This is a genomic window from Niallia sp. FSL W8-0951 (assembly GCF_038006525.1).
Lineage (GTDB): Bacteria > Bacillota > Bacilli > Bacillales > Cytobacillaceae > Niallia > Niallia circulans.
In genome coordinates this window covers 1,443,770-1,464,929 of the sequence record NZ_JBBOVK010000001.1, presented here as the reverse complement: position 1 = coordinate 1,464,929, position 21,160 = coordinate 1,443,770, and the positions used below count along the sequence as shown (strand labels likewise).

Below are 21,160 nucleotides of genomic sequence, written 5' to 3'. Positions count from 1 at the left end.
GCGAAAAGGTGTGCTCGGAGAAAAGGGGAGACTTAGAGATGAAAAAGAAATTCTTTGTTATTATTTGTATTACTTTTATCCTTTTTATACATGCCAACCCTATACTTACAAAAGCTACTGAAGAAAATCACAAGGAATCTATCTTTCCACTTCGAATTTTAGAGACAACGGATATTCATTCTTATCTTTTAGATTATAATTACGAAGAGAAAAAGAAAACGATTGAATATGGATACAATCGTGTTGCAAGTTTAATATTGCAGGCAAAAAAAGAACAAAGAAATACAATGCTGTTTGATGTGGGCGATGTGATAAAAGGGAGTCCGCTAGCTGAATATGTAGCAAATTCGCCGATGTTTTATTCTAGTGATATTCATCCAGCCTATAAGAGTATGAATTTAATGGGATATGACGCAGCAACGGTTGGGAATCATGAGTTCAATTTCGGATTGGATTTTTTGTTAAATACGCTAATAGGGGCTGATTTCCCCTATACGAATGCTAATATTTATGTTGATGATCATAATGGATATGAACAAGATGATATTCATTTTTTTCAACCTTATCTACTATTAGATAAAAAGTTAGTAAATGATCAAGGAAAAACGGAAAATATTAAGGTGGGTGTCATAGGATTAATTACTCCAATAACCCAGGTATGGGACAAGGAGCATTTGGAAGATAAACTTATCATAAAAAATATGCGAAAAACAGCGGAAGAAATTGTCCCTCAAATGAAAAAAGCAGGCGCAGATTTAATCATTGCTTTAGTACATGCCGGTTTATATTCTGATCAATATTGGCCAAAACAAGGGAATAATGTCAGAGATATTAGCAAAGTCAAAGGAATAGATGTTATTCTTTATGGTCACTCGCATGGTATCTTTCCAGTTAAAGGAGAAAAAGGGCCAAAAGGTGTTAACCATGAAAAAGGATTGATTAATGGAAAACCGACAGTCCAAGCAGGAAACTGGGGAAATCACCTTGGGATCATTGATTTAACGCTTCAGAAGAAAAAAGGAAAATGGGCAATAGTGGATTCAAAATCAACTGCAAAACCAATTATTAGGATTATAAAAAACAAGAAAATACCGATTGTTTCCCCAATGCCGCAAATGGAATATATTCTTTCACGATATCATCAAGATACATTAGAGTATGTAAACAGTAAGCAACTATTAAATCATTTTGATTAATATATTCACGGATGTTTCAATGTACAGGCAATAAAGTTGAAGGGAAGAATGGAACAGTTTTATAGTGTAGAGAGAAGGGGTTGGATATATGGGAAAAACATTACAGGAAATAAAATATTCCGTTCTTGATTTAGCACCGATTAGAGAAGGAAGCAATGCTGCTGAAAGTTTTAAAAATAGTTTAGAACTTATTCAACAATCTGAAAAGTGGGGATATAACCGCTATTGGGTAGCTGAACATCATAGTATGCCTGGGATTGCTAGTAGTGCTACTTCCGTATTAATTGGCTACTTAGCTGGGGGTACAAGCAAGATTAGAGTGGGGGCAGGCGGGATTATGTTACCGAATCATTCGCCTTTAGTTATTGCTGAGCAATTTGGTACATTAGAATCTATGTACCCCAATCGTATTGATTTAGGTCTTGGAAGGGCTCCTGGCAGTGATCAACTGACAGCAAGAGCATTAAGACGTTACCATCAAAGTGATGGAAGTGATTTTCCAGAATTGCTAGAGGAATTAAGAACGTATTTTAAACCATACGAAGAGACAAATTTACCAGTAAGGGCTATACCAGGGGAAGGGGAAACAATACCGATTTGGCTGTTAGGCTCCAGTGACTTTAGTGCTAGATTGGCTGCTCAACTTGGCCTGCCATTTGCATTTGCTAGCCATTTTTCACCAGACTATACGATTCCTGCACTTAATACTTATTTTCATTCATTCCGTCCATCAGAAACTTTAAAGAAGCCGTATGTGATGGTTGGAGTGAATATTATTGCAGCAGATACGGATGAAAGAGCGGCATATCTTGCTACGTCTTCACAACAGCAGTTTTTAAGTCTTATTCGGAACAAGCCGGCACAACTGCAGCCCCCGGTTTCCAATATGGAGGAAATGTGGAGTACTTATGAGAAAGCTATTGTTCACAAGCAATTGAAAGCATCTATTATCGGCTCCAAAGATACAGTTACTCAGAAACTACAAACATTTTTAGCGGAAACCCAAGCGGACGAAATAATAATCAACACACAAGTGTATTCTCAATCTGAACGTCTTCGTTCATATGAAATTGTAAAAAATATTTTAAAATAAAAGGCTGAAGCAAGTACAAAATGATATTATTTCATTTTGTACTTGTTTTTGTGTATGATAAAGCTATAGATATTTTTGTCAGTTGTAAATACTTGGAGGGAACTGTTGTGAAAACAACCATGAATTTGGTTAATCAAGAAAAGATCAAACAGATTTTAAAACAAATGGTCGATGATGCTTATGCTAATATAAAAGGTGAAGAGGTTTTACTTTGTATGGAATGTTGTGACGTAGATTTATATGTTGCGGCAGAGTCTTGTGAACCATTTATGGAGGCAGTGAAAGAAAATTTTGAACTAGATGATTTAGGTGAAATTATGGATAGAGAAGCATATCACATATTAATGAGAGAACTCGATGAATACTATGTGGATTTACATGTAAAGTCTGGTTATTATGATTATTTTCCAGCAGGTACTTATAAAGTCGATGGGAGAGAAGAGGAGTCAGAAACCAGTGTTCTAGCACCTAAGGGAGTATTTTATGCGCCGTTTGAAGACGCGGTAATTAAATAGATTCATTATAAATGGAAGGCCAGGGATTTTTTTAGAATTCCTGGCCTTTATGATGGAAGTATTGGTGATTTTTAATTCACTACTTATTCAAGAATGAATCTTATAAGCCTAGATTTATTAATTTGTATGCTTTTCAGCCACCTTTTTATGTTTATCCAATTCAGAAATAAAATGGGGCCATTTTAAAATACCATCATCTTTATCAAATTCGATAATCACATCAGATACGCCTTTTTCTGATAAAATTTGCTTTTCAATTCGTTGTCTTATTTTATCGACTTGCTCAACGGTTAATTTACTATCGATTTCGATACTTAGTTCTACGTGGAAATCTTCCCCTTCTTTGTAAACTGCTAGATCTTGGATATCACGTACATCAGGATCTTTAATCGCAATATTGCCAATTGTATCTTGCATTTCTAAATCTGCTTCCCCTATAGCACCTGCAGCGTTATCTAAAAAAACTCTCCCAACAACAATAAACATAAAAATGCCGATGATAATGGATACAATGCCTTCTGCTTGTTTAAAGTTTGTATATTCACTTACTATTACTGCCGCAATTGCTAATATTCCTCCTGCTGTTGCTACGGAATCTTCTAAAAATACTAACTTTGTTGCAGGCTTGGCAGATTTTAAATAGGCAATGCTGGCAGAAAACAATTGTAAACCTCTTGTTTTTAAACCCGCTGTTGCTACAATTTCTTTCATTGCTTTAATTAAAACGGTAAATTCTAAGCCTACAGATATGGAGAGGATAATGATAATGAGTAAAAAGCCTGTTGATTCTTGTGGCTTAAGAACATGATCAAGTCCTTCGCGAATTGTTTCATAAGCCATAATTCCAACGATTAAAACAGCAAATAATAAAACAATATTGACAAGTCTGCCAAATCCTCCGGGAAAGCGTTTTGTTGGAGCTTTTTTACTTAATGCAGATCCAATAAACACAAAAAATTGATTGGCTGCATCACCAAGGGAGTGCATGGTTTCTGCAAACATCGCCACATTACCGGTGAGAAAGTAAGCAACTCCTTTTAATAAGGAGATAACGGTATTTACTAAAGCAGCAAGCAGAGCCGAACGGTTTCCATTCTTTAATAATATTAAGAATTCCTTCATTCTATCTTATACCCTTCTTCCTTAGTAAAGGTCGTGTACAAATAAAAAGAGAACTTCCCGTTTCTAACCAGCCAAAATCTAAGTGGTTATATTGTAAGGGAAGCCTCTATTAACTTCTATTTGATACTGTTGAAAAACCTTGTTCACTCATTTTTTTCGTAAGTCTATGGTGTTATCAGACACTTGTTGAATATGTATGACTAAGAAGTAGTTAATCTGGTATTATTAAGCAGATGCGCTTTTTTCAACCGCACTGTTCCAATCAGGAAAATAATGGAGCGCATGGCGCATTAAATCCGGGTGGCTTTGTTTTATCTTCTTTTTATTCATATTCATGCCATTTGAGCGTAATTGTTGAATAGCCAACATTACTTCATCGGCAGTCATGCTAATATCCATGGACCTACCTCCTTTTAAATTTATTCATATTATTTACCAGATCAACAGGATTTATTCGATTTTTCCGTAAATATTTCTTGGGAAAGCGCAAAAAGTGCGCTATAAAGACAAAAGTTGACTTTTCTCCTTGGATAATGTCGAACCCGTTAAGGAAGGGTAACACTTCATTGTACGAATGACTATTCTTTCGCTATAATTGGGAGGGGAATGAGAAAATAGAAGGACGTGATTTTAAAAGTGGATAGCAAAAGGCTGTTTATGATTCTTCCTATCGTTGTACTAATGTTTAGTTTTTTAGGGATTAATAAAGTTTCTGCACATGCTTATATTACAAATTCAAACCCTAGTGAGAATGAAATATTAAAGACAGCGCCAGAGAAGGTATACATAGAGTTTAATGAAAAGATTCAAACTGGCTTTAAAATCTTAAATGTTTTAAATTCATCGGGTGAAAGAGTAGACAAGAAAAATGTAGTCATTAATCCTGATACAGAAAAATCAATGGAAGTTGATCTAAAGTCAGATTTACCGAATGATATATATACGGTAGAATGGAGGGTTGTATCTGCTGATGGCCATTCCGTTTCTGGGATGATTCCTTTCAGCATTGGAGAATTACCTGATGGTGCAGCTTTTCCAACTCAACAGGACAATGGTAATCTAGTGAGCTTTATAAGTACGATGATCAATAAAGGCTTTCTTTATATAGGTTTTTCTATCTATATGGGATTATTGTTATTCTATACAATTTGGTATAGAAATGAAAAATTATCTGCAAAGCTAGTAAAAAGAACGAAAAAAATATCCATTATTGCTGTCTTATTCCTTGCCATTAGTATTATTAGCTCATTAGTTATTCAAACACAAAGCTATGCTGGTGTGAGTCTATTAGCTAGTATAAAGCCAAGTAATTTAATGGAAACATTGACAAGTACGAAGGAAGGAATTATTTGGATTGTACAAATGATCCTTTTGGCTATTTTATTCCTTGCACAACGATTTATTTGGACAAAAGAAGCTTATTTAGAAAGAAAGCATTGGATAATTCCCGGATTAGCATTTATAGGCATCATGCTTTCAAAAGCATTTCTTGGTCATCCTTCCAGTTCGCCTTATGAGACAGTAGCTATCGTGCTTGATTTCTTTCACTTAATAGCAGCATCTATTTGGCTTGGCGGAATGATTGTCATTATTCTCTTTTTACGAGAAGGAATATTTTCTAAAGAAGGGGAAGGACATGATTTATATTGGGCAACTATGGAGAGGTATTCATTATGGGCCCTTATTACTGTTGCGGTTTTAGCCATTTCTGGCGCAATAAATGCCTCCTTATTAATTCCTGATTTTCAGTCATTAGTAAGTACGGCATATGGAAAGGTTTTGCTTATTAAAATTGGTTTACTTGTTTTAATGTTAATTTTTGGTGCATATCACCTTGTCAGCAGACTTCTATTAAGAAAGAAAGACTTTTATAAAAAATCAATAAAAATGGAAATTACACTTGGCATATTAATATTGCTTGTAACTACGGCGTTTACTCAAATACAGACACCAACCTTGCCTATCGACCTGCCGTTCTATGAAGAAGCAGAACTTGGTTATAATGAAAATATCAGTTTATCGATCACACCTAAGAAAACAGGTGTACAAAATCAGTATGAAGTATTTGTATTTGATAATAACCGCAAGCCAATCGATCCTGTGGAACAAATTACAATTAGTTTAAGACAAGGAGAGAAAGAAATGTCTTTTCCATTAACGAAGGAAAAGGAAGGACATTATTTTGCAGAAAATCTTCAGTTAAATCAGCCGGGTAAATGGGATGTAGAAATACATGTATTAACCGATAAATTAGAATCACTGGATTATTCTTACTCCATCGACATAAGATAAAGTTTCATGAAGAGGGAAATGGGAATAGGAAAAATATTTCTTGGGAAAGCGCATAATCAGACAGGATTTTTAGGAAAAAAAGTCGTATTATAGCGAATAATATAAAAAGCAATCGGATTTGGTAACAAACAAGTCCTCCATTATTGAGGACTTTCAGACTATAGGCAATTACCTTAAGTAATTATGAGGTTTGTCTATAGTCTTTTTTCTCAGCTGTTCCTTATTATGTGGCAGTTTTCTTATCGCGATGAATTTTCATGCCAATGCACGCGAAGGGAACTTTTTTTGATGACGGAATAATATAAACGATGTCCTAAAATACCAGCGATAAAAGTTAGGATGATGTCTTTTATTAAAGGTAGAGCCATCCAACTCCACATTAGCTGGTAAGTAAATCCTTCTGGTGCAGCATACCAAACTTTATAAGCCAAATACATCCAACTAGTCCCAATTATGTAATTAATAAATAATCCAATGAAGCCGCTAAAAATATAGAATGGAATGGTTTGTTTTTTTTCGATGAAGAAACCGACAAAAAATGCTGTCATAATAAAGGCTAAAATAAAGCCAAATGATGGTCTGGTGATTACCATAAGGCCGCCCGATATCCCTGCAAAGATGGGTATTCCGATAAGACCAACAAGCATATAAACAAACATTGCCACGCTTCCCAATCTTTTACCAAGAATCAGCCCTGCAAGAATAGAGAAGAAAGTCTGAAGAGTTACGGGAACACCTCCAATGATAAGAAAACTTGTAACATTTGCTCCCACCGCCATAAAAGCAACAAATAACGCAATCATTGTTATATCTATTGGCTTCCACTGTTTCAAAATGGCCACTCCCTTTTGTTTAATTTCTGTAATTAACTATACTTCTCTAATTGATTTGTGTCAACCTATAATATAATTTAGTTAACATATAAAAATACATATATTTTGTTTCTCTGTTCATACTAGAAATAACAAGAAAGGAGATGTTTGCATGAAAAAATTAAAATATCCATTCATAAGCATCTTTTTGGTAAGCTTATTCCTAATGCAGCTTAGCAGTCCTTTACATGGTGGTGCGGAAGAGCTGCCTTCCTATGTAAAATGGGGGAGAATTGCCATAACAAAAACACAAGAAAAATATCCTAATAGTGAAGTTACTGATTATCTGCATGTAGGCAAGGAAGATAAGAAAGGAACTTCTGTGGAAAAGTTTAAGCTAATTGTAAACAAAGATCAAAAGGAAATTGGTGTATTTGTTCATTTAACTTTTGATACGCGCACAGAACGACTATTATCGGTAGATATGAAGGAAACAAAGCCTTAATTTTCGAAAAACTCTCTAAAATAATTGGTTTTAGAGAGTTTTTTTGTTTTAATAGAAGAAAGAGAGTAAAGGGGGAGAAAAGATGATAGGCAATATACAAAAGATCATGCGCTATCCAATAAAATCATTTACTGGAGAAAGCTTGGAAAAGGCACGGATTATGTCGTATGGAATATATGGCGATCGAAGTCATGCTTTTATCGATAGAGCGAATAATAAGCATTTAACCATTACGCAATACCCTAAAATGGTTACATATAAAGCGGGCTTTTCAGGAGAAGAGTCAATAGAAAAATATCCTAATTTAACTATAACTGCCAATGATGGCTCGGAATATATTTGGGGCGAAACGGCATTATTAGAAAGATTAGAACAAGAAACGAATCGGACATTAGATTCAATCGCCTATGCTCCAACCTTTGTTCCCTTTCCAGCAATTGAAGAAGATAATCTGTTATTAATTTCCACAAAAGCTCTATCAGAATTATCTACATCATTTGGTGAATCGATTGATGAGAGAAGATTCAGAGGAAATATTGTCTATGATCTCCAAGAAAGTGACCTAAACGAACAAGATTTACTAGGGAAACAAATTAAAATCGGTTCAGATGTAATTCTGGAGATTAATAAGTTTTGTGAAAGATGTATGATCATAACAGTAGATCCTGAAACAGGCACCCGACAGCCGAAGCTATTAAAACAGATTGTTAAAGAGCGAAATAACCATTTTGGTTTATATGCAAGTGTGATTAAGACTGGAATTATTCATATTGGTGATAAGATAGCTATTTTATAAAGATGGTGCAAACATAATACTTAATTTTGTATAGTTGAACATTCTGTTATTACAGTGCAAATATAAAAACTATTTGTTTTCATCATGCTTCCAATTAATCCATCGTGAGCAAGCCTTTCTGGTACCTCAGGAACAGAGTATTCCTCCCGCCGTTTCCTTCTGTTTTAAGGTTCTATTGATAATTGGATTAACAAGTTAGTAGAAATGGTATTAATATTCAATTCAATTTTTCTAATAAAACAGGGAAGATTTTGAAACTTAATTCCTAACCATACGTATGAATTTATGAATATATAGACAAGAGTATTTGTAAAGGATGGGATTTACATTGGTTAGGAAACAAAAAGCTTCATCATTTCTGGAAAAATATTGGGTATCTTCTATTGGTGTATTTGTATTGTCACAAATATTCTTTTTTTCATCAGAAGCAACAGGATGGATACTTAAATACAGAGATATGGATGGAACAATATTCGGGAAGCTTCTTGACAGTTTTATTATCACTGAATGGTTTAATTTCTATAAAACGCCACAGTATAATCTACTCACTGTCTTTTTTGGCGTCTTTTTTCTTGTGCCTGGAATAATTAGTGCGATAGTAAAGGTTTTTACTCGCAGTAAATAATAAATACCTTTGCTGATTAAGCTGTAATAATAGATATGTATGCAAGTGGGGTAACCAACAGCAATACCTGATGTCCATATTTAACTCTGCTGCTAGATCAAAGGCTTGCTTATAGAGAAGCAGTAGGATAGTGGAAGATGGAATTGAATAGAAGAATCTATTCAGGCAGTCAAGTTATAGTTATTAACCCAGAATAGGTACCCAAATTTTATAACGGGAAGTTAGAAGATGAAAATTAAAACAAGAAAAAGTAACAGTTTTTTAAAAGAAGTATTATTTGAGATAGTTGGGGAAGTAGTCTGGAACATTTTACTATTTATACCAAGGATGGCATTTCGCCTAATTAGTAGCATTTGGTAAAATGGTTAATTAGTGAATTGCCTGTTTTTTCAATTAGTTACAAATTAAAAAGGCTATAGGAGCTTGTCATCCACTTCCATTTCAGTTTTGTAGAAGACTGGCGAAAAACTAACAAATATAGCAGCAGAAGAGTAAAAAAGCACCCTATAGGTAGACATTAAAAAGTCTACCTAAGGGTGCTTTTTTATACATAGTAATATTTTCATTTAATCAAACGTTTGATTAAATGAAATAGTATCTTGCCGTTCCAATAAAGTTATGATATAGTTACCTAGGTAATTAATTTTAGATCGGAGAAAGCAATGAACACGACTCATGATTTATTCCATTCTATCCAGCAGCTCGCACGACAATTAACCAAACAATTAAATACAGCACTTGAGCCATTTGATATTTATAGCTCTGAATGGGCAATTTTGTATGTATTAAAAAAGAATGGTCCCCTTACTCAAAAGGAAATCGCCGATTATCTATCCATAGAACCCCCTCCAGTAACACGTACCATAAAGAAGCTCGTGGAGAAAAAATATGTTCTGCAAATAAAGGGAGAAGACAAGAGGACAAATAGAGTATTTCTAACAGATTTTGCTATACAGCAGTATGCGAAATGGGAAGCAGCTGTTCTGCTAGCAAATCAGGAGTTACTTAAACAATTGCCAATCGAATCTCAAAAGACTTTACAACATATAATTTTTGAATGGATTCATTCATTAGCAATCAAGGAGGAAAAGAAGTGAATAAAGAACCATTATGGACAAAGGGATTTATCCAAATATGGGTAAGTAACTTTTTTTTATTTATGACGTTTTATTTTTTACTAGTTTCATTACCAATCTATGCGATTCGAGAATTAAATGGAAAGCAGTCTACAGCAGGTTTAGTTGTTACGGTATTCATAATAACAGCTATTCTTATCCGGCCTGTAGCTGGTAACTTGATGCAGAAGTTTGGCAAAAAAGCCATATTTGTTACATCATTACTTATTTTCTTAGTGGCAGCGGTTTTTTATTTATTTAGTGATTCTATCACTAGTTTGCTCATCGTTCGCGCATTACACGGCATTGGATTTGGTATGGCTACAACCGCTACCGGGACAATTGTTGCAGACATTTTACCAAGCTCCAGAAGAGGAGAAGGTATGGGGTATTATTCAATGAGTATGAATTTAGCGATGGTAGTCGGTCCATTTATCGGACTCCAGGCAATTAACTCATGGGGAACTTCTACCTTGTTTATATTGGCGCTAATATTTGCTTTCTTTGCGATATTAACAGGTGGATTTATGAAACTGGACTCAGATATGGAAACAGAGAGAGTAGAACAAGAAGCGAAAGTGAAAGAGAAAAAAGGAATTCAATTTGATCGAATTATAGAGAGTACGGCAGTAAAAATTAGTATCGTAGCAGCCATATTCGGTCTTGTTTATTCATCGATTCTTTCTTTTGTTTCGGTTTATGCTGAAAACAAAGGATTTATAAGTGTTTCAGGATATTTCTTTGTGGTTTACGCTATCTTTATGCTAATAGCAAGACCTTTTGCTGGTAAATGGTTTGACCGCTATGGTGCAAATAAAATTGTTTATCCATGTATCGTACTATTTTCCATCGGGATGCTTGTCTTGGGGACTGCACAATCTGAATGGATGTTCTTATTATCTGCTGCATTAATTGGCTTAGGATATGGATCAATGTTCCCGTGTCTACAAACCATTGCGATTCAGAAAGCAGCACCACATCGAAGAGGTCTCGCAACAGCTACTTTTTTATCCATATTTGATATAGGAATAGGGTTTGGCTCCTATATTGTTGGAATTATTGGTGATGCTATTGGATTAAATTCTTTCTATTCATTAAGCAGCATTTATATTTTAATCGGCATTGCTGTTTATTACTATTTGCATGGTAAAACGATTAGAAATGAAAAGACAGTAACGAAGAAAGAACAATTAAATAGAGGTGCTTAAAAAAAGACTCTCCTTTAGAAATGAAATTTTTCTAAAAGGAGAGTCTTTGTTATTATTTTGCCTTTGTGACCACTTTTATAACAGATTTGCTGACATTACCAGATGTATCTTTTGCCGTAATAGTTAAAGAGGTTTTTTCTTTTTGCTTTTTAATTTTGATAGAAAAAGCTCCTTTTTTATTTGTTTTTCCTTCTGCTAATACTTTGTTGTTTCTTTTAATGATAATGGTTGCATTTTTTTCAGCAGTTCCTGTTACTTTTGTTGTTTTCGTCGTGATCGTATTTACTTTTGGCTTAGCAGGAGCTATTTTATCTGCTACTGTAATAGTCTTCGCTTTACTTATATTTTTCGCCTTATCTGTAGCTGTAACACTGATTTTAGTATTTTCTTTTTGCTTTTTAATTTTAATCGTATACTTTCCTTTTTTATCAGCAACTGCAGAACCGAGCTTCTTTTTGCCTGCTTTGGCAGTAACAGTAGAATTAGCTTCCGCGTTACCAGTGATTTTATCTGATTTATTACTGATTGTTCCAGTTATCGTTGGGATAGGAGGTGGTGTGTTATCCACAACTTTCACGGTTGCTGGTTTACTTGTATTTTTTGCACCATCTGCAGCTGTAACAGATACAATTGTATTAGCTTTCTGTTTTTTGATTTTAATAGCGAATTTCCCACTTTTATCGGCCGTTCCTTTACCGATCAATTTCCCCTTAACCTTTGCATTAATATTAGCAAAAGGTTCACTTGTTCCTTTCAGCAAACTATCATTATCGCCAACCTTTTGAACGGTTGGTGCATTTGGAGCTTTCGTGTCTCTTTGAACAGTTGTTCTGAGGGATGTACTTGCCGTTCCATTTTTGCTTGAAAGCTGGACATACATAAGCTTATCCGCTTTTTGTAAAGGTATTTCTACTGTAAACTTGCCATTTTTGTCTGCTGACGAAGAATAGGTTTTACTGCCAAGTTTTACACTTACTTTGCTTCCTTGTTCAGCTGTTCCGGTAAGTAATCGAGTACTATTATAAACAGGATTAATTTTTGCTTTTAATTTTAGAGCACTAAAAGCAGAAAATGCGTTTAATCGCCCCCAGCCAGATACTTTATCAAAACCGATGGGATTACTACTAGCGGGTAAATCATCTGGATATTCTTCCGAAAATTCATTTTCAGGATTGTCATTTTCCTTAAAAACAATAGATGTTGTTGTTTCAATTAAATATTTTTCTACCTCTTTAGGCTTTAGCTTCCCATTTAAAGAAAGCAATAATCCAGCCACAGCAGATACATGTGGCGTAGCCATCGAAGTACCACTGTATAATAAAAGATTTCCATTGGGAACAAGACTTGGAATGTTGGAACCTGGTGCAACAAGCTTAAGCTCTTTCCCATAACTTGAATAATCAGCAACGATATCTAAATCGTTCGAAGCTCCAACGGCCGTTACATATTTGGAAGAGCCCGGATAATCAAGTCCTTCATAACCATTATTTCCACTTGCTGCAATAATAGTAACATTTTTGCTGTTGGCATATTGAAGCATGGACTCTATTACTCTACTATAACCACCACCCAAACTCATGTTGATGACTTTTGCGCCATGATCTACCGCATATTTAATTCCTTTTGCAATTTGTTCCGTATCACCAGAGCCAGATGCATCTAATATTTTGACTGGCATAATTTTTGCGTTTGAATGGATGCCAGACATAGAATAGCCATTATTTATACCTGCTGCGATAATGCCGCTTACATGTGTACCATGATTATTGTCATCATATACATTGTCTGATTCGTTGATAAAATTATAACCCGCTGTGATTTTATTTTTTAAATCGGCTAAGGAAGCATCCACACCAGTATCTAAGACAGCAATTTTCATTTGTTTAACATCAGTAGATTGTTGAAGTTGATAAAGCTTTTCAAATTGAATATCAGCACCATTTTTCCCATTTGTTTGGGCTGTGTTTTTTAATGACCATTGGTAAGGTGCAGATACATCACTTGGCAAGGATAGTAAGGTATATTGCTGTACAGGCTCTATATACTCTACTTCATTTGCGTTTTGAATCTTGTTAATAAGGGTATTAGCACTCTTCGTTGTGTATTTTCCTTCATTCAATTCAAGGGTAAACATCCCGTCAGCAATTTTTTCGCTTCCTTCTAACCCTTTAATAGATTGAGCAGAAGTTTTACCCAAACTGTTTTTCAAAGAAGAAACTGTTTTACCAGATTTCATTTTTACAATATATTTATTATTTATCTCTTTGTTCGTTATACTTGAGCTGGAAGCTCCTAATAAAGTAAAAATGTCATCAAGCGTTTTTCCTTCTATATTAGATAACTCTACTTTGTTAGCGAGGGATGAAATCTTGGTTTGTAAAGCGGTAGGAGAAGCTTCTAAGGTGATTTCATATAAATTATTTATTGCTTTTGCTTCGTTTTTTCCAATTTTATAGGTGCTGCTTGTACCATTATCTAGCAGGTTAGTGAAAATCGGTTTTAGCGCTTTTAAATTTGTTAATACATCTTGTCTTAGCTGCTTATTAAATATCATTTTCGCCGATAAAAATGGCGATACTTGATAGTATAAAGAAGATAGTTTTTTCCCATTTGCCGTTGAAGACAAAATGGTATCTCTAATAGTACGTAATTGTGTAAGGATTGTTTGGCTGTCCTTTGACTCCTTGGTACTTAATTCAACTGGACAAGCTTCTTCTGCTTCAACAGTAGGAGCTTGCTTTGTATCCGTTACTTTTAAGGAAAATTGACTATTCGGTTCAGGTACTTCCTCTTCTTCTATGTATTCCTCATCATCTACGTTGGAATAATACTCAACCTTAATATAGTACGGACCTTCCCAAGCAATCGGGAAGTAAATGACGCCCTTATTATCCATAAAGCTAACGGCGTTATATTGATCGAAGGTGTTGTCTGACATAGCATTATCTTTACTTGAATATACGCTAATATTCATTTCTTCCGTCGAATTTAATTCAACCTCTAGGTGAGTTGCTTTAGTCACGACAGATTTTGGATCGATCTTAAACCATTTAACATGTTCATCTGGCTGAAAGCTCGAGGATAACTCTTTTCCGATCGAAAGAGTAGCAGCTGAAATTTCTCCTTCTGATGCTAGGATCTCTTTTGATGGCATTGCGCTTAATACTAATGTCACCGTTAATAACAAAGCAAAAATTGTTTTCCATTTACACTTTTTCATAATTTCCCCCCTATAAGTGGTATATTACAAATCTATTAAATCACCTTTCTTCCTATTTGTCCTCATATTTTTTGTATTTTTAGAAAAAATTGTATGTTATCCCTTTTTCATTTAATAAAATCGGCAGCAGATCGATATTTTCGTTTTATGAAAATCAAACCCAATTTATGTGGGAGTATGATAGAATAGTCTAGTAAATATTGTAAAGAAGGAGTTCCAAATCATATGAACGAGCCATTATTTTTTAAACCAGTATTTAAAGAAAGAATTTGGGGCGGTACTGCACTGCGTAGCTTTGGATATGATATTCCGAGTGAAATAACAGGGGAGTGCTGGGCGTTTTCTGCACATCCACATGGTCAAAGTATAGTAAAGAACGGATCATTAGCGGGTAAAAACTTAGAAGAGTTATGGGAGAATCATCATGAGCTTTTTGGTAATATAGAAGGTGACCGTTTTCCGTTATTAACAAAAATATTAGATGCTAATCAAGATTTATCTGTACAAGTGCATCCAAATGATGACTATGCAAAAGTTCATGAAAATGGAGAACTTGGTAAAACGGAATGTTGGTATATTATTGACTGTCAAGAAGGAGCAGAAATCATTTTTGGGCATCACGCGAACACAAAAGATGAATTAACAACGATGATAGCTGAAAATAAATGGGATGAATTATTAAACAAGGTACCAGTGAAAAAAGGTGATTTCTTCTTTGTACCTAGCGGAACAATTCACGCTATCGGTGAAGGAATTATCATCCTTGAAACACAACAAAATTCTGACACAACATACCGTGTATATGATTATGATCGTACAGATAGCGACGGCAATAAGCGAGAGCTGCATATTGAACAGTCAATTAACGTTACAACTGTTCCACATCAATTAGCGGCAACTACTCCAGTTGTTGAACAACAAGGAAACATGGAGATTACTAAATTTGTTACATGTGATTATTTTACAGTAGAAAAATGGGTGTTGGACGGACAGTCTACTAGAAAACAAGACCAAGATTTTTTACTATGTAGCGTAATTGAAGGCGATGGATCTCTGCAAAAGGATGGCAAAGAATTCACTTTCCAAAAAGGGGATCATTTCTTACTGCCATATAAATTTGGTGAATTTGAATTGACTGGGAAAGCAGAACTGATTGTTTCCTATATCTAAAGCGAATTTCCAAAAATAAAAAAGAGTGTCATTTGGGTACTGATCTCCAAAAGTTAGAATAACAATACTAACTTTTATCGGTAACTACCTTTGCACTCTTTTTTATTTATTTTCGGATAATATGGAGTAATGGTGCTGTATTGTCCTTTTAATTATTTTTTTATCAGCCGTTCCTAACCGAATGATCGAAAATATTACCCATAGAAGAGTCTCTGCTAGTTTAGCTCTAATGCTTATAAGAAGCTGTTAAGATTTCTACATATCTATTCGAATAGGTTTTCTTTTTTCATATTTGTAATATGCTGTAAAACCTGCTTTCTTTGCTAGATTAAGAGCTTGCATGAAATCTGCGCCAACATCGTCTTTTCTATGGGAATCAGAACCAATTGTAAGTATTTCTCCACCTAACTTTTTATATAATGCCAACACTTCTAAAGAAGGTAATGATTCATTTAAGCTTGTTCGCCAGCCAGAAGTGTTAATTTCTAAACCGATGTTTCTTTTAATTGCTGTTGTTAAGATAGTAGTGATAATCTCCTGATAGTCAGGGAAGTGATAGATACCTCGTGTTGGATGGGCATATCGCTTCATTAAATCAAAATGAGCGAGGACATCAATATCTGCGTATGTAACTAATTCAAGAACCTCTTTAAAATAAGTAAGATAAATATCCTCATCAGGGTGAGCATTCATATATTTACGAAGTGTTAGCCCGTGTAAATTGTGAACAGAACCAAGAATATAATCAAAAGGAATTGGTGCTAACACTGTTTTATATTGTTCACGTAATAAATGGGGTTCACATAGTTCAATTCCTAATTTAATTATTAATTGATCCTGATAACTAATTCTACATTTGTTGATGTCTTCTAAATATGTTGGCCAATTCATATGACCGTAAGTCGGGGCATTCGGATTGACAGAAAAGTGTTCGGTAAAACAAATTTCATTTATCCCTTTTCTTATAGCATTTTCACAAATATCCATCATTATTGCTTTAGAATCAAATGAATGATTGGAATGGTGATGATAATCAATATAATACATAAGAATCTCCTTTAATTTGTCAGTCGATAATCCTGTTTATTTTATCATATTTTAATAACAAACTTGAAGTTGGAAAGAGGTTCTATTATTATATGATAAAAAAGATTTCAGATAATTCCTGTTTTAAACTTACTAAACAGGTAGGAATAATGTATAATAGATGTATGAAGGTTTAGGGGGAGGAAATGATGACCGAGGTAAGATCAATCAACTGGAAAGACGATACCATTGTTTTGTCTGTTGATTATCCAAAGAAAATACAGAATGAATATAAAGTAGTGATAATGTGCCATGGGTTAATTGGCAGTAGAATTGGCGTTGATCGCTTGTTTGTTAAGGCAAGTAATGTACTGACAGAATTGGGTTATTTAGTGATTCGTTTTGATTATAGGGGATGTGGCGAATCTAGTGGTGAGTATGGCAGCACAAAATTGTCTGATTTAATCGATCAGACAGAAGCCATTATTCAATTTGCTTATGAAAAATTCTCGATAATGGAACTTATTTTACTTGGCCATAGTTTGGGTGGAGCTGTCGCTGTATTGACAGCTATCAAAGATGCACGAGTCAGACGGTTAATTCAGTGGGCTGCTGTCGGGGATCCAGCGGTTGATATTAAACGAATATTTGGAGAAGAGAGATTGTCTGAATTAGCAGAAAGAGAAGTCGTTGATTTTTACGGCTATTCTTTTTATCAAACTTATTTCGATTCTTTAATAGATTATAATCCATTAAAGAGTTGTCATAAGTTTTCAGGAGATGTTCTTCTTGTGCACGGTACTGCTGATGAGGATATTCCTTATCACTATTTGAATAAATATAAAAATGAATATTTAACTAGAAATACAGGAACTGTTGAATCCGTATTTATTGAAGAGGGAATACATACTTTCTCATCTGGCAGCCAATTTATGAAGCTGATTAATGGAACGGTTGACTGGTTAGAAAGGAAATAATTAAAAACGCAAATGGATGAAGTAGATATCCGTTTGCGTTTTTTTTAAGTGAAAATAATTATTTTGCTTATTTTAATGGAAATTTATAAGTGAATAACTTAAAATGTAAATAGATGAAATGAATTTGAGGGGATAATATGGCACAAGAGCAAAGATTAATGGACATTATTCAGTATTTAAATGTGCATGAAAAAATAACAGTGGAAGAAATTTGTTCCCTCTTTCATGTTTCCAGAGATACAGCTAGAAGAGATTTAGTAAAACTAGAAGAGGAACAAGTAATTATTCGAACAAGGGGTGGTGCACTTTTACCAAAAATTCATCGTAAAGTAGATAATTATCATAATCGATTGAAAGCTGTATCAGAAGAAAAGAAAGCAATTGGAAAATTAGCTGCATCCTTTGTTCGAGAAAATGATCATATTATTTTAGACGCCTCCACCACTGTGCAGGCAATCGGAAGTTTTATTAATCAAGAATGTACAGTGATAACAAATTCTATCAATTTGGCGGATATTTTATCAGATAAGCAATTGCCGAAAATTCATTTATTAGGTGGAGTGATGCAAAAAGAACATCGCTATTTATACGGGAATTCTGTTATTCAACGATTAGATAAATATTATGTAGATAAAGTGTTTATTGGTATTGTCGGTATATCTGAAAAAGGACTAACAATTGTCGACGAAGAAGACGGTGATGTTAAAAAAAAGATGATGCAGCAAGCAAAGCAGGTTATTGTAGTTGGTGATAATAGCAAGATAGGCATTACTGACTTTTACCAATTCGCGAATCTTTCCGATATTGATCTCTTTATCACAGATAAAGAACCGGAAGAATGGTTTATTCAGTTATTAAAGGAAAATGGTGTGGAGTTATTAGTGGCAGACAGGAAGGATGGAGAAGGATGATTACATGTATTGTAACCGATTTAGATGGCACTCTTTTAAATCATGAAAGTAAGATTAGTCCAGAAAATGCAGCCAGTTTGAAAAGTGCACAAGAAAAAGGAATAGAAGTAATTGTAGCAACAGGTCGAAACTATCCAGATGTTATGGAGATTTTCAAAGAAACTGGATTAAAAACTTGGGTTATTGGCGCAAATGGTGCGACCATTCATGATCCAGAAGGAAACCTATTTGATCATCTTCCGATGGATAAGCCAAAAGCAATGAGTCTATTACAATGGTTAGATGAGAGAGATTACTATTATGAAGTTTTTAGCAGCGATTATCTTTACTCGCCACAGCGTGGTAGACAATTAATTGCAATTGAACTTGATCGTTTATGTACGGCAAATCCTCAAATTAGCAGAGAAGAGCTTGAAAAGCATGCGACTATTCAATTTTCGCAAACTGGATTTTCTTATATTGATAGCTATAAAGAAATAGAAAATCCTGCAATTGATGTCTATAATATTTTGGCATTTTCCTTTGATAAAGAGAAGCTAGACGCTGGATGGAAAACATTCGAAGATGATTCCGCCATCACTCTTGTTTCATCTGGAACCTATAATTTTGAATTTGAGCATAAGGATGCCTCCAAAGGAAACGCATTGACAAAACTAGCGAATCACTTAGGAATTCACTTAAAAGATGTGTTAGCAATGGGTGACAGTATGAATGATCTATCGATGTTAATCAAGGTCGGATATCCTGTAGCGATGGGAAATGCAAGGCAGGATGTAAAAGATGCTTCACAAGAGGTCGCTGAAACGAATGACCAGGATGGAGTCGCAAATACGATTAAGCGGATAGTATTGTCCTCGATTACTATATAATAGGAAAGCCGCATGGATATAAGTCTTAGAATTAAATAAAACCTAAACAATTATACGGAGAAGTCATTTATAATCTCTTATGATTGTTTAGGTTTTTTAATTTGGATAAAGAAAGCTTATGTCATTATTTGCAGCTTGATTACACGGCCCTTTCCAAGGGAATAGCGCAAAAATTGCTTTCTGCCATTTGTCTGCAAGGTCTTAGGCGTTTTGCTGTGTCCTATGCATATCAGCAAGAAGGGTTTAAGAAACTTGTTTGAAAATTAGTTCGATACATTGAATTTTTATAGCGAATCTATTTTAATTTATCCATATTTTTTAATTACTGCTTTAATTACAATAGATCCTTCAACTGGGAGATGCCTATTTTGTAATGGTTTGATACTATTTTTTTTAACGAGAATGAGATATAATAAGTAGGTAGTAAAAAAATAGTATCTAGTACTAATAGCAGATGATATTATTTTTGATAGCGGTTTTTATCAGCGGAATATTTGGCCATTTTAAAAATCTTATATATATAGTAATGCTACACATAAATATTAGTAATTTTTACATAAAGGAGAAAGAAAAAATGTATGCATTTACGAGCAGATTTGCAAATGTTGTCTTAAAAATTTTTGGAAGAACAAAGGTAATCAATAAAGATAAATTACCGCAAGATACTGGTTATGTGGTTGCATGTTCTCATATTGGCTGGGTGGATGTGGTTGCGCTTGGTACTTCTTTATTACCAAATGAAATTCACTTTATGGCAAAGAAAGAGTTATTTAATAAACCAAAAGCAGCTAAATTTTTGCATAGTATTAATGCTTTTCCAGTGGATCGAGAAAATCCAGGCCCAAGCAGTATAAAAACGCCAGTAAAACTATTAAAGGACAAGAAGATAGTAGGAATTTTTCCTAGTGGAACAAGAACTTCTGAGGATGTGCCATTAAAAAAGGGAGCTGCTACCATTGCAAACTTGGCGAGAGTGCCTATCGTTCCAGCAGCTTATAGTGGTCCAACAGATTTAAAGGGTCTTTTAAGGGGCAGGAAAATACATGTTATATTCGGTGATCCAATTTCCTTGAAAAAGGAAGATGGTACAAAAAAAGATCCAGCTGATATTACAAGGGAATTAAGTGATGTAATGGCACAATTACAAAATGAATTAGATAAAAGAGGCGGTAAGCAATGATGAATCTACAGAAAGTGAAGGATATACTAAGTCGGTATCCTCTGCCTTTAGTAGATGAAATATTAGAGTTAAAAGAAGGCAAAATGGCAGTTGGAGTAAAGCAAATTAACAAGGAAGATACATTTGCAACGGGACAAAATCCAAATAATCCGATTATGCCAGGCGTCCTTATAATTGAAGCGATTGCTCAAGTTACTGCAGTAGCTATTCATAGTGAAGAAAAACATAGGAATAAATTTGCCTTATTAGCAGGCATAAATCATTCCAAAATTCGTAAGCCTGTATTTCCTGGGGATGAGCTTTGTATGGAAGTAATGGTTGAAAAGGTGAAAAATAGCTTTGCTAAAGCAAGAGGTAAAGCAACAGTAGCTGGTGAATTGATTTGTGAAGCAGAGTTTCTTTTTTCCTTTCAATAAGCAATGCCAATACTTGGTCACTTTCTAGAAATGGACAATTTTTCTAGAAGGTGATTTTTAATTTTTATGGAAGATTAGATAGCTAATTATAGCAGTTTTCAACAGTTTCTAT

The 21,160-nt window shown here is 34.5% G+C and carries 20 protein-coding genes; 15 read left to right on the top strand and 5 right to left on the bottom strand.

From position 1 onward, the window contains the following. The first annotated feature begins 38 nt into the window (after positions 1–38). The 3 genes from NSS71_RS06870 to NSS71_RS06860 all read left to right on the top strand — a co-directional run bounded on the left by NSS71_RS06870 (position 39) and on the right by NSS71_RS06860 (position 2,804). The gene (locus NSS71_RS06870; protein ID WP_053215576.1) at positions 39–1,196 is read left to right on the top strand and encodes a metallophosphoesterase; all 1,158 of its coding nucleotides are present in this window, start codon (positions 39–41) and stop codon (positions 1,194–1,196) included. An 88-nt stretch (positions 1,197–1,284) separates the two neighbouring features. Beyond that, entirely contained in the window at positions 1,285–2,289 is a 1,005-nt protein-coding gene (locus NSS71_RS06865) for an LLM class flavin-dependent oxidoreductase (protein WP_047940615.1), read from the top strand. A gap of 107 nt (positions 2,290–2,396) precedes the next feature. Further along, complete coding sequence (locus NSS71_RS06860; protein ID WP_047940616.1) at positions 2,397–2,804, top strand: hypothetical protein; 408 nt, start codon at positions 2,397–2,399, stop codon at positions 2,802–2,804. Positions 2,805–2,921: 117 nt separating this feature from the next. On the opposite strand, the gene NSS71_RS06855 is transcribed toward NSS71_RS06860, so the two are convergent. Beyond that, positions 2,922–3,926 (bottom strand): cation diffusion facilitator family transporter, encoded by a 1,005-nt coding sequence (locus NSS71_RS06855; protein WP_047940617.1) that lies wholly within the window; start codon positions 3,924–3,926, stop codon positions 2,922–2,924. Positions 3,927–4,151: 225 nt separating this feature from the next. Continuing rightward, positions 4,152–4,325 (bottom strand): hypothetical protein, encoded by a 174-nt coding sequence (locus tag NSS71_RS06850; RefSeq protein ID WP_162837569.1) that lies wholly within the window; start codon positions 4,323–4,325, stop codon positions 4,152–4,154. Between the two features lie 225 nt (positions 4,326–4,550). On the opposite strand from NSS71_RS06850, the gene NSS71_RS06845 reads away from it, so the two are divergent. Continuing rightward, the gene (locus NSS71_RS06845; protein WP_047940618.1) at positions 4,551–6,218 is read left to right on the top strand and encodes a copper resistance CopC/CopD family protein; all 1,668 of its coding nucleotides are present in this window, start codon (positions 4,551–4,553) and stop codon (positions 6,216–6,218) included. A 239-nt stretch (positions 6,219–6,457) separates the two neighbouring features. Here the strand turns inward: NSS71_RS06845 and NSS71_RS06840 are convergent, their stop codons facing one another. Next, positions 6,458–7,051, bottom strand: a complete 594-nt coding sequence (locus NSS71_RS06840) for a biotin transporter BioY (protein ID WP_235844418.1) — start codon at positions 7,049–7,051, stop codon at positions 6,458–6,460. 151 nt (positions 7,052–7,202) lie between these two features. Between NSS71_RS06840 and NSS71_RS06835 the strand changes: the two genes are divergently transcribed. The 5 genes from NSS71_RS06835 (at position 7,203) to NSS71_RS06815 (ending at position 11,279) form a co-directional block, all read left to right on the top strand. Beyond that, positions 7,203–7,535 carry a DUF3889 domain-containing protein gene (locus NSS71_RS06835; RefSeq protein ID WP_061796231.1) on the top strand — a complete coding sequence of 111 codons (333 nt, stop codon included), beginning with the start codon at positions 7,203–7,205 and terminating at the stop codon, positions 7,533–7,535. An 82-nt stretch (positions 7,536–7,617) separates the two neighbouring features. Beyond that, the gene (locus tag NSS71_RS06830; RefSeq protein WP_047940620.1) at positions 7,618–8,331 is read left to right on the top strand and encodes an MOSC domain-containing protein; all 714 of its coding nucleotides are present in this window, start codon (positions 7,618–7,620) and stop codon (positions 8,329–8,331) included. Between the two features lie 328 nt (positions 8,332–8,659). After that, positions 8,660–8,956: a YfzA family protein gene (locus NSS71_RS06825; protein WP_095257239.1), complete on the top strand. Its 297-nt coding sequence runs from the start codon at positions 8,660–8,662 to the stop codon at positions 8,954–8,956. A gap of 662 nt (positions 8,957–9,618) precedes the next feature. Further along, positions 9,619–10,053 (top strand): MarR family winged helix-turn-helix transcriptional regulator, encoded by a 435-nt coding sequence (locus NSS71_RS06820; protein WP_047940622.1) that lies wholly within the window; start codon positions 9,619–9,621, stop codon positions 10,051–10,053. Next, positions 10,050–11,279, top strand: a complete 1,230-nt coding sequence (locus NSS71_RS06815) for an MFS transporter (protein ID WP_047940623.1) — start codon at positions 10,050–10,052, stop codon at positions 11,277–11,279. Before NSS71_RS06820 ends, NSS71_RS06815 begins: the two co-directional genes overlap by 4 nt. Before the next feature lie 52 nt (positions 11,280–11,331). Here the strand turns inward: NSS71_RS06815 and NSS71_RS06810 are convergent, their stop codons facing one another. Further along, positions 11,332–14,499, bottom strand: coding sequence for a S8 family peptidase (locus NSS71_RS06810; RefSeq protein ID WP_061796228.1), 3,168 nt, complete (start codon positions 14,497–14,499; stop codon positions 11,332–11,334). A gap of 225 nt (positions 14,500–14,724) precedes the next feature. Between NSS71_RS06810 and manA the strand changes: the two genes are divergently transcribed. Further along, complete coding sequence (manA, locus tag NSS71_RS06805; protein ID WP_047940625.1) at positions 14,725–15,669, top strand: mannose-6-phosphate isomerase, class I; 945 nt, start codon at positions 14,725–14,727, stop codon at positions 15,667–15,669. Between the two features lie 255 nt (positions 15,670–15,924). Here manA and NSS71_RS06800 read toward each other — a convergent pair whose 3' ends face one another. Beyond that, positions 15,925–16,716 carry a histidinol-phosphatase HisJ family protein gene (locus NSS71_RS06800; protein ID WP_047940626.1) on the bottom strand — a complete coding sequence of 264 codons (792 nt, stop codon included), beginning with the start codon at positions 16,714–16,716 and terminating at the stop codon, positions 15,925–15,927. A 185-nt stretch (positions 16,717–16,901) separates the two neighbouring features. Between NSS71_RS06800 and NSS71_RS06795 the strand changes: the two genes are divergently transcribed. The 5 genes from NSS71_RS06795 to fabZ all read left to right on the top strand — a co-directional run bounded on the left by NSS71_RS06795 (position 16,902) and on the right by fabZ (position 21,048). Continuing rightward, positions 16,902–17,672 carry an alpha/beta hydrolase family protein gene (locus tag NSS71_RS06795; protein ID WP_235844417.1) on the top strand — a complete coding sequence of 257 codons (771 nt, stop codon included), beginning with the start codon at positions 16,902–16,904 and terminating at the stop codon, positions 17,670–17,672. 137 nt (positions 17,673–17,809) lie between these two features. Beyond that, positions 17,810–18,583 carry a DeoR/GlpR family DNA-binding transcription regulator gene (locus NSS71_RS06790; RefSeq protein ID WP_047940628.1) on the top strand — a complete coding sequence of 258 codons (774 nt, stop codon included), beginning with the start codon at positions 17,810–17,812 and terminating at the stop codon, positions 18,581–18,583. Next, on the top strand, positions 18,580–19,452 hold the full coding sequence (locus NSS71_RS06785) for a Cof-type HAD-IIB family hydrolase (protein WP_047940629.1): 873 nt from the start codon (positions 18,580–18,582) through the stop codon (positions 19,450–19,452). The genes NSS71_RS06790 and NSS71_RS06785 overlap by 4 nt, the downstream gene beginning before the upstream one ends. A 574-nt stretch (positions 19,453–20,026) precedes the next feature. Beyond that, positions 20,027–20,632, top strand: coding sequence for a lysophospholipid acyltransferase family protein (locus NSS71_RS06780; RefSeq protein WP_047940630.1), 606 nt, complete (start codon positions 20,027–20,029; stop codon positions 20,630–20,632). Then, the gene (gene fabZ, locus NSS71_RS06775) at positions 20,629–21,048 is read left to right on the top strand and encodes a 3-hydroxyacyl-ACP dehydratase FabZ (protein WP_047940631.1); all 420 of its coding nucleotides are present in this window, start codon (positions 20,629–20,631) and stop codon (positions 21,046–21,048) included. Before NSS71_RS06780 ends, fabZ begins: the two co-directional genes overlap by 4 nt. Positions 21,049–21,160: the final 112 nt, after the last annotated feature.

Excerpts from the sequence above, each read along its gene's own strand:
- NSS71_RS06870 (WP_053215576.1), top strand. The coding sequence starts at position 39 with ATGAAAAAGAAATTCTTTGTTATTATTTGTATTACTTTTATCCTTTTT.
- NSS71_RS06810 (WP_061796228.1), bottom strand. The coding sequence starts at position 14,499 with ATGAAAAAGTGTAAATGGAAAACAATTTTTGCTTTGTTATTAACGGTG.
- fabZ (WP_047940631.1), top strand. The coding sequence starts at position 20,629 with ATGATGAATCTACAGAAAGTGAAGGATATACTAAGTCGGTATCCTCTG.
- NSS71_RS06830 (WP_047940620.1), top strand. The coding sequence starts at position 7,618 with ATGATAGGCAATATACAAAAGATCATGCGCTATCCAATAAAATCATTT.
- NSS71_RS06800 (WP_047940626.1), bottom strand. The coding sequence starts at position 16,716 with ATGTATTATATTGATTATCATCACCATTCCAATCATTCATTTGATTCT.
- NSS71_RS06780 (WP_047940630.1), top strand. The coding sequence starts at position 20,027 with ATGTATGCATTTACGAGCAGATTTGCAAATGTTGTCTTAAAAATTTTT.
- NSS71_RS06835 (WP_061796231.1), top strand. The coding sequence starts at position 7,203 with ATGAAAAAATTAAAATATCCATTCATAAGCATCTTTTTGGTAAGCTTA.
- NSS71_RS06790 (WP_047940628.1), top strand. The coding sequence starts at position 17,810 with ATGGCACAAGAGCAAAGATTAATGGACATTATTCAGTATTTAAATGTG.
- NSS71_RS06785 (WP_047940629.1), top strand. The coding sequence starts at position 18,580 with ATGATTACATGTATTGTAACCGATTTAGATGGCACTCTTTTAAATCAT.
- manA (WP_047940625.1), top strand. The coding sequence starts at position 14,725 with ATGAACGAGCCATTATTTTTTAAACCAGTATTTAAAGAAAGAATTTGG.
- NSS71_RS06865 (WP_047940615.1), top strand. The coding sequence starts at position 1,285 with ATGGGAAAAACATTACAGGAAATAAAATATTCCGTTCTTGATTTAGCA.
- NSS71_RS06855 (WP_047940617.1), bottom strand. The coding sequence starts at position 3,926 with ATGAAGGAATTCTTAATATTATTAAAGAATGGAAACCGTTCGGCTCTG.
- NSS71_RS06820 (WP_047940622.1), top strand. The coding sequence starts at position 9,619 with ATGAACACGACTCATGATTTATTCCATTCTATCCAGCAGCTCGCACGA.
- NSS71_RS06850 (WP_162837569.1), bottom strand. The coding sequence starts at position 4,325 with ATGGATATTAGCATGACTGCCGATGAAGTAATGTTGGCTATTCAACAA.
- NSS71_RS06795 (WP_235844417.1), top strand. The coding sequence starts at position 16,902 with ATGATGACCGAGGTAAGATCAATCAACTGGAAAGACGATACCATTGTT.